At 69.1% G+C, this 7,779-nt stretch carries 5 protein-coding genes and 1 pseudogene; 5 read left to right on the top strand and 1 reads right to left on the bottom strand.

Going from position 1 to position 7,779, the window contains the following annotated elements; genetic code table 11:
- Positions 1-167: 167 nt before the first annotated feature.
- The 5 genes from WBP48_RS13045 to WBP48_RS13065 all read left to right on the top strand — a co-directional run bounded on the left by WBP48_RS13045 (position 168) and on the right by WBP48_RS13065 (position 7,535).
- Positions 168-539, top strand: a complete 372-nt coding sequence (locus WBP48_RS13045; RefSeq protein ID WP_424441098.1) for a LysR substrate-binding domain-containing protein — start codon at positions 168-170, stop codon at positions 537-539.
- A gap of 147 nt (positions 540-686) precedes the next feature.
- Entirely contained in the window at positions 687-2,837 is a 2,151-nt protein-coding gene (pta, locus tag WBP48_RS13050) for a phosphate acetyltransferase (protein WP_424441100.1), read from the top strand.
- The gene (locus WBP48_RS13055; protein ID WP_424441102.1) at positions 2,834-4,024 is read left to right on the top strand and encodes an acetate/propionate family kinase; all 1,191 of its coding nucleotides are present in this window, start codon (positions 2,834-2,836) and stop codon (positions 4,022-4,024) included. Before pta ends, WBP48_RS13055 begins: the two co-directional genes overlap by 4 nt.
- A 227-nt stretch (positions 4,025-4,251) precedes the next feature.
- The gene (locus tag WBP48_RS13060; protein ID WP_424441104.1) at positions 4,252-4,995 is read left to right on the top strand and encodes an HAD family hydrolase; all 744 of its coding nucleotides are present in this window, start codon (positions 4,252-4,254) and stop codon (positions 4,993-4,995) included.
- Complete coding sequence (locus WBP48_RS13065) at positions 4,995-7,535, top strand: glycoside hydrolase family 65 protein (protein WP_424441106.1); 2,541 nt, start codon at positions 4,995-4,997, stop codon at positions 7,533-7,535. The genes WBP48_RS13060 and WBP48_RS13065 overlap by 1 nt, the downstream gene beginning before the upstream one ends.
- A gap of 39 nt (positions 7,536-7,574) precedes the next feature.
- Here WBP48_RS13065 and WBP48_RS13070 read toward each other — a convergent pair.
- Positions 7,575-7,779: pseudogene (locus WBP48_RS13070) on the bottom strand (transcriptional regulator); the annotation flags it as partial.

The raw sequence follows: 7,779 nt of genomic DNA on the forward strand, positions 1-7,779 counted from the left end.
CCACCAAGAAAGTGCCTCCCTGATCCGACGCTGACTGACTTCGCAATCACCATCGTCCCAGATCAGAAGGCACTTTCTCTTTTCCCACGCCGACCCACCACCCCACTACCCGCGGATCCGGGTCTGACCTGCGCGGCGAGACGTTCCCGCAGTGGCCGGATGCGACTGTGCCCGAGCGTGAGTACTGGTCCGGTCAGGACGGCGGGGGGCCAGCCTCGGACTCCGCGGGCCCCCTGTGGCGGGAAGGGCCGCTCGTGCGTGACCCCGCCCAGCTGATCGAGGTCGTGGCTCTCGCCCAAGCGGTCGCACTCATCCCGCGTTCTCTTGCCGAGCAGCATCCGCGAGACGACGTCGTCTATCGTCCAGTCGTCGACGCCAAGCCGTACGCCGTCGCGGCGGCGTGGTCCGACGGCTCGCGCGCTCCCCACATCGCGCGTTTCGTCCGGTCCGCCCTCGAGCTCTACCGCGCGGATCGGCCCGCTGAGGTCGCCGCCCCGGGCGCGCGGCGACGGCCCACGCCCGAGACGGCGCAGTTGTGACGAGACGGTATGCGACGCGTGCCGTCTCGTCGTGTTCTGTCGCGGGATCTCCCGTCTCGTGGGCGTTGCGGTCCCCGAGGGCATGTCCGCGAATATCCACGGACTGCGGCTGGCCCCGGTATCCGCTCCGCACCTAGGGTGGATGCCGTGGCGCAGAGCATCTACATCACCTCGACGGAGGGCCTGTCCGGCAAGTCGACGATTGTTCTGGGAGTGCTCGATGCGCTGACGCGGTCGGCGGCCCGTGTTGGCGTGTTCCGTGCCATCGCGCGCTCGACGGTGGAGCGCGACTACGTGCTGGAGATGCTCCTGGACCATGTCGGCGTCGGCCTCGACTACGAGGAGGCCGTCGGCGTCACCTACGACGACGTTCGCCATGATGCGGATGCTGCACTGTCGAAGATCGTGGAGCGGTTCAAGGCCGTCGAGGCCAAGTGCGACGCCGTCGTGGTCGTCGGCAGCGACTTCACGGATGTCGGCTCGACGAGCGAGCTCGCCTACAACGCCCGCATCGCGGCGAACCTCGGAGCCCCCGTGCTCGTCGTCCTCAACGGACGAGCCGACCAGGGCGACCGCCTGGGGGTGAGCGACGCGCGCACCCCCGAGCAGCTCGCGCAACTGACCGAGCTCGCCCTCACCGACATCACTTTCCAGCGGGCCGAACTGTTCGCCGTCATCACCAACCGTGCCGATCCGGCGAGACTCCACGCGATCGACGCCGAGATCCGGAAGGTCGTGCGCGAGGTCCCCGCCGTGGACGGCGACCGCGAGGCGGACGTCGCGGTGTGGTCGATCCCCGAGGACGTCTTCCTCGTGGCGCCGGCCGTCCGCGACATCATGCTGAGCCTCGGCGGCAGACTGCTGCGCGGCGACGAAGCGCTCCTGCCCCGTGAAGTGCTCGACGTGGTCGTGGCGGGGATGTCGCTCAACAACGTCCTGCCCCGGCTCACCGACGGCGCGATCGTCGTCGTCCCCGCCGACCGCACCGAGGTGCTGTTGGGCCTGCTGCTGGCGAACTCGTCGGGGACCTTCCCCTCGATCGCGGGGATCATCCTCAACGGACCCTTCCCGCTGCCGCAGGTCGTGCAGGATCTCATGGCGGGTCTGGATTCCCCGTTGCCGATCATCCAGACGGACCTCGACACCTACGACACCGCCTTGCGCGTCATGGGGACTCGCGGCCGGCTCACCGCCGGCTCGCAGCGGCGCTACGACACCGCGCTGGCGCTGTTCGAGCAGAACGTCGACACCGACGAGTTCACGCGCGCGCTCGGGCTCGCCCATTCCACCGTCGTCACGCCGCTCATGTTCGAGTACCAGCTGCTGGAGCGCGCTCGCGCGCAGCGCAAGCGCATCGTGCTGCCGGAGGGCGGCGACGACCGGGTGCTCAAGGCCGCCGCGACGGTGCTCGCCCGCGGCATCGCGGACCTCACGATTCTCGGCGAGGAGGCAGACGTCCGCGGCCGTGCCGTCGAACTCGGGCTCGATCTGGCGGCCGCTCGCGTGCTCAGCCCGAACGACCCGGCGACGGTCGATCTGTTCGCGAAGGAGTATGCCGAGCTGCGCAAGCACAAGGGCGTCACCTACGCGAAGGCCGCCGACACCGTCACCGACGTGTCGTACTTCGGCACGATGATGGTGCACCTCGGCCTGGCGGACGGCATGGTCTCGGGTGCGGCGCACACGACGGCGCACACGATCAGGCCGGCGTTCGAGATCATCAAGACCCGGCCCGGCGTCTCGGTCGTCTCGAGCGTCTTCCTCATGGCGCTCGCCGACCGGGTGCTGGTCTACGGCGACTGCGCCGTCATCCCCGATCCCACCGCCGAGCAGCTCGCCGACATCGCCGTCTCGTCGGCGGCGACCGCGCGTCAGTTCGGCATCGACCCCCGCGTCGCGATGCTGTCGTACTCGACCGGCGAGTCCGGGTCGGGGGAGGACGTCGACAAGGTGCGCCGTGCCACGGCATACGTGCGCGAACGTGCCCCGGAGGTGCTCGTGGAGGGCCCGATCCAGTACGACGCCGCTGCCGACGCTGCCGTCGCACGCACCAAGATGCCCGACTCCGAGGTCGCCGGTCGTGCCACGGTGTTCGTCTTTCCCGACCTCAACACCGGCAACAACACCTACAAAGCGGTGCAGCGGTCGGCGGGCGCCGTCGCCGTGGGTCCGGTGCTGCAGGGCCTCAACAAACCGATCAACGACCTCTCGCGCGGTGCGCTCGTGGAGGACATCGTCAACACCATCGCGATCACCGCGATCCAGGCGCAGAACGCGCAGCAGGGAGCGGGCGCGTGACCGTCGTCCTCGTCATCAACAGCGGATCCAGCTCGTTCAAGTACCAGCTCATCGACGTTGAGACCGAACGGGCGCTGGCCTCAGGCCTCGTCGAGCGCATCGGCGAGCCGTTGGGCACCGCGATCCACAAGGCGCAGGATGCCGAGTACTTCCGCGAACTGCCGATCCCCGACCACACGGCGGGCTTCGAGGTCATGCTGCAGGCTTTCGACGAGGCCGGCCCGTCACTGTCCGAGGCCGAGCTCGCCGCCGTCGGTCACCGCGTCGTGCAGGGCGGAGCGCGCTTCTTCCACCCCACCCTCGTCACCGACCTCGTCGAGATCAACATCGACGAGTTGTCGCTGCTGGCGCCCCTCCACAACCCGGGTGCCGTGCAGGGGATCCGCGCCGCACGCGAGGCGTTTCCCGACCTCGCCCACGTCGCGGTGTTCGACACGGCGTTCCATCAGACCCTGCCGCCGGCGGCGTACACATACGCGATCGACCGCGACCTGGCGCGCAAGCACCGCATCCGCCGCTACGGCTTCCACGGCACGAGCCACAAGTTCGTGAGCGAGTCGGCCGCGCGGTTCCTGGACCGGCCGCTGCGCGAGCTCAAGCAGATCGTCCTGCACCTGGGCAACGGCGCGTCGGTCACCGCGATCGACGGCGGCCACTCGGTCGAGACCTCGATGGGGCTCACGCCGCTGGAGGGGCTCGTGATGGGCACCCGCTCGGGCGACCTCGACCCCTCGGTCCTGCTCGTGCTGGCACGCCGCGAGGACATGACGCCGGGCGAGCTCGATACGTTCCTCAACAAGCGCAGCGGCCTGCAGGGTCTTGCCGGAGTGAGCGACATGCGCGACCTGGAGCAGCGCCGCGAGGCGGGCGACGGCCGCGCCATGCTCGCCTTCGACGTGTACGTGCACCGGCTGCGCGCGTACCTCGGGGCCTACATCGCGCAGCTCGGCGGCGTCGACGTCATCTCGTTCACGGCCGGCGTGGGGGAGAACTCGGCCCTCGTGCGCGCGCAGGCCCTGGAGAAGCTGGGCTTTCTCGGCATCCGCCTCGATGCCGAGCGCAACGAGCGCCGCGAGCGCGGCATCCGCGTGATCTCGGCCGACGACTCCGCCGTCACCGTTCTTGTCGTGCCGACGAACGAGGAGCTCGAGATCGCCCGCCAGACGATCGCCGTCGCCAGGGCGTAGGTGGGGGTTCGTCGGGGTGGTTCAGGTCGACAGCTCCAGCCTGGCCGCCCAGCCCGACGACGCCGAGCGGGCCGGTTCGCGCCGATCGGACCCCTTGCGACCGGTCAATAACAGGCCCGATCGCACACAACGGGCCCGGTCGCGGCGCCACCGGACTCGCGCGGGCGTCGGCGAAGTGCGCTCACATTCGACACACGCTGTTCACGGCGGACCACTACGCTGAAGCCGTGACAGCCGAGCGCTCCGATCTTCCCGACCTCACCACGTACGACGGCGTGCTGTTCGACCTCGACGGCGTACTCACCCCGACCGCCGAAGTGCACATGCACGCCTGGCAGACGATGTTCGCCGAACTGTTCACGGCGTGGGGCATCACGCCGCCGTACACGGAGGACGACTACTTCCGGTACCTCGACGGCAAGCAGCGATACGACGGCGTCGCGAGTCTGCTGCGCTCGCGCGACGTCGAGGTGCCGTGGGGGGACCCCGACGATCCGCCGGCGGCTGACACGGTCTGCGGCATCGGCAACCGCAAGAACGACGTGTTCGCCCGTGTGCTGCGCACCGACGGCATCGCCCCCTACCCCGGATCGCTCGCGCTCATCGAAAAGCTCCGCGCCGCGGGCACGCCGATCGGCGTCGTATCCAGTTCGAAGAACGCCGAAGAGGTGCTGGCCGTCGCCGGCATCCGCGACTTCTTCCCCGTCGTCATGGACGGCGTCGTGGCCGCGCGCGAAGGCCTGCGGTCCAAGCCCGAGCCGGACATGTTCGCCGAGGGGGCGCGGATGCTGGGGGTCGACCCCGCCAGAAGCGCCGCCGTCGAAGACGCGCACTCGGGTGTGGCGTCGGCATCCGCCGCAGGATTCGCCCTCGTCGTGGGCGTCGACCGTGGCGCCGGCGCGCAGGCGTTGCTCGATCTCGGTGCCGATGTCGTCGTCGACGACCTTTCCGCTTTCGTGGAGGACATGTGATGGATCGCAACCGGTTTCCCGTCGACGAGTGGCGTCTGATCGAGACGAGGTACTCGTCCGACGACGTCGGGGTCAGCGAGACGCTGTTCGCCGTCGGCAACGGCTACTTGGGACTGCGGGGCAATCATCCCGAGGGCCGCCACGCACACGAGCACGGCACGTTCATCAACGGGTTCCATGAGACGTTCGCCATCCGTCATGCCGAGCAGGCGTACGGGTTCGCCGAGGTCGGGCAGACGATCATCAACGTGCCCGACGCCAAAGTCATGCGGATCTACGTCGGTGACGACCCGCTCGATCTCGACATGTCCGACATCCGTGAGTACGAACGGGTGCTCGACATGCGCCGCGGTGTGCTGACACGACACATCCGATGGGTGACCCCGGCGGGCAAGGACGTCCGGCTCGACGTGGACCGCCTCGTCTCGTTCGAGGAGAACCACCTCGCGGTCATGCGGCTGACGGTGACGGTCGTCGATTCCGATGCTCCCGTCACGATCGTCTGTCAGCTGATCAACCGGCAAGACGGCGAGGACGTGTACGGTGGCGCGGGGCCCGCGGCGAAGAAGGCCGGGTTCGATCCGCGCAAGGCGGAGAAGATCCACGAGCGCGTGCTGCAGCCGCAGGAGTACTGGCAGGACGGCTCGCGTACGGCGCTGTCGTACCGGGTCACCCAGTCGGGCATGACGATGGCGCTCGTCGCCGACCATGTCATCGACACCGAGAACGAGTATCACGCACGCACCTCGATCGAGCCGGACATCGCGAAGAACGTGTTCCGAGTGCAGGCCAAGGCCGGGGTCCCGACCACGGTGACCAAGCTCGTGGCCTATCACACCTCCCGTGGCGTGCCGGCGCGCGAACTCGTCGACCGCGGACGCCGCACGCTGGATCGTGCCGCGGCGGTGGGTGTTCAGACGCTGTACGACCGGCAGGCCGAGTGGATCGCCGCGTTCTGGGAGCGTTCCGATGTCGTCATCGAGGGTCACCCCGACCTGCAGCAGGCCACGCGTTGGTGCCTGTTCCAGCTGGCGCAGGCCACGGCGCGCGCCGACGGTCGTGGCGTGCCGGCCAAGGGCGTCTCGGGCTCGGGATACAGCGGACACTACTTCTGGGACACCGAGATCTACGTGCTCCCGTTCCTCACCTACACGACGCCGCAGTGGGCTCGCAACGCGCTGCGCATGCGCTATCTCATGCTTCCAGCGGCCCGGCATCGCGCCGAGCAGCTGAACGAGGCCGGCGCGCTGTTCCCGTGGCGCACGATCAGTGGTGAAGAGGCTTCGGCGTACTACGCGGCGGGCACCGCGCAGTACCACATCAACGCCGACGTGAGCTTCGCCCTCGGCAAGTACGTGCGTGCGACGGGCGACGACGATTTCCTCTACCGGGAGGGCGTGGACATCGCGGTGGAGACGGCGCGGCTGTGGGCGACGCTCGGGTTCTGGCGGTTCAACGAAGACGGGCAGCCGGAGGTCTTCCACATCCACGGTGTGACCGGTCCCGACGAGTACACGACCGTCGTCAACGACAACCTGTTCACGAACGTCATGGCTCGCTACAACCTGCGCTTCGCGGCTCGCGTGGTCCGCGAGATGGCCGACGTCGCGCCCGAGGCCTACGCGCTCATGGCGCAGCGGCTCTCGCTCGACCCCGCCGAGCCGGACGCGTGGGATGCCGCCGCTTCGGCGATGCACATCCCGTACAGCGAAGGCCTCGGCATCCATCCGCAGGACGAGGTGTTCCTCGAGCGCGAGGTCTGGGACCTGGAGTCGACGCCTCCGGACCAGCGCCCGCTGCTGCTGCACTTCCATCCGCTGGTCATCTACCGCTACCAGGTGCTCAAGCAGGCCGACGTCGTGCTGGCGCTGTATCTGCAGGGCAACCACTTCACCGACGAGGAGAAGCTCGCCGACTTCGAGTACTACGACCCGCTGACGACGGGCGACTCGACGCTGTCGGCGGTCGTGCAGGCGATCCTCGCGGCGGAGGTCGGCTATCAGGACCTCGCGCTGGAGTACTTCTGGCAGTCGATCTTCGTGGACCTCGGCGACCTGCACCACAACGCCTCCGACGGGGTGCACGTCGCCTCGGCGGGCGGGGTGTGGACCGCTCTGGTCGCCGGGTTCGGCGGCATGCGCGACCACTACGGGGAGCTGACCTTCGATCCTCGCCTGCCGAAGGACTGGCCGTCGCTGTCCTACACGCTGCACTGGCGCGGCACGGAGTTGAAGGTGCGCATCACACGCGGCGAGCTGTCCCTCGCCGCCTCCGGCGGCGAACCGGTCGAGTTCTCGGTGCGGGGTCGCTCCTACCTCGTCGAGCCGGGCGCGACCGTTCGCGTGCCGCTCGCCGGTCAGGGACCGCGACTGAGCGGACGGCCGACGATCAGTGACATCGGCGAGTCGATGCGCGAAGACGGCACGCTGCTGTCGGCATCCGTCCCCACGATGACGACGACGATCCCGGTGGTCACGGGGAGTCAGCCCGCCGTCGCCGACGGCGACGGGGACGACTCCCAGCTGGGTATCGACTCCTGACCCGGGGCGGGGCGCCTTGACGGCTGCGTGCCTTGGCGGCTACGTGATGTAGGAGGCGACCTGCCGGGCGAGCGTGACGAGCGGTGCCAGTACGCGGGTGGGATCTTCGATGCGGTGGCGGGCGCCGGTGAACGCGATGGCGCCTGCGATCGTTCCGTCGCCGGCGCGGATCGGCACGGCGAGGCAGCTGAGGCCCGGGCCGTCGTCGATCCGCCGGATGCCGCCGAGTTCCTCCAGTTCGGCG

Source organism: Microbacterium sp. (genome assembly GCF_049661145.1).
Lineage (GTDB): Bacteria > Actinomycetota > Actinomycetes > Actinomycetales > Microbacteriaceae > Microbacterium.

Excerpts from the sequence above, each read along its gene's own strand:
- WBP48_RS13065 (WP_424441106.1), top strand. The coding sequence starts at position 4,995 with ATGGATCGCAACCGGTTTCCCGTCGACGAGTGGCGTCTGATCGAGACG.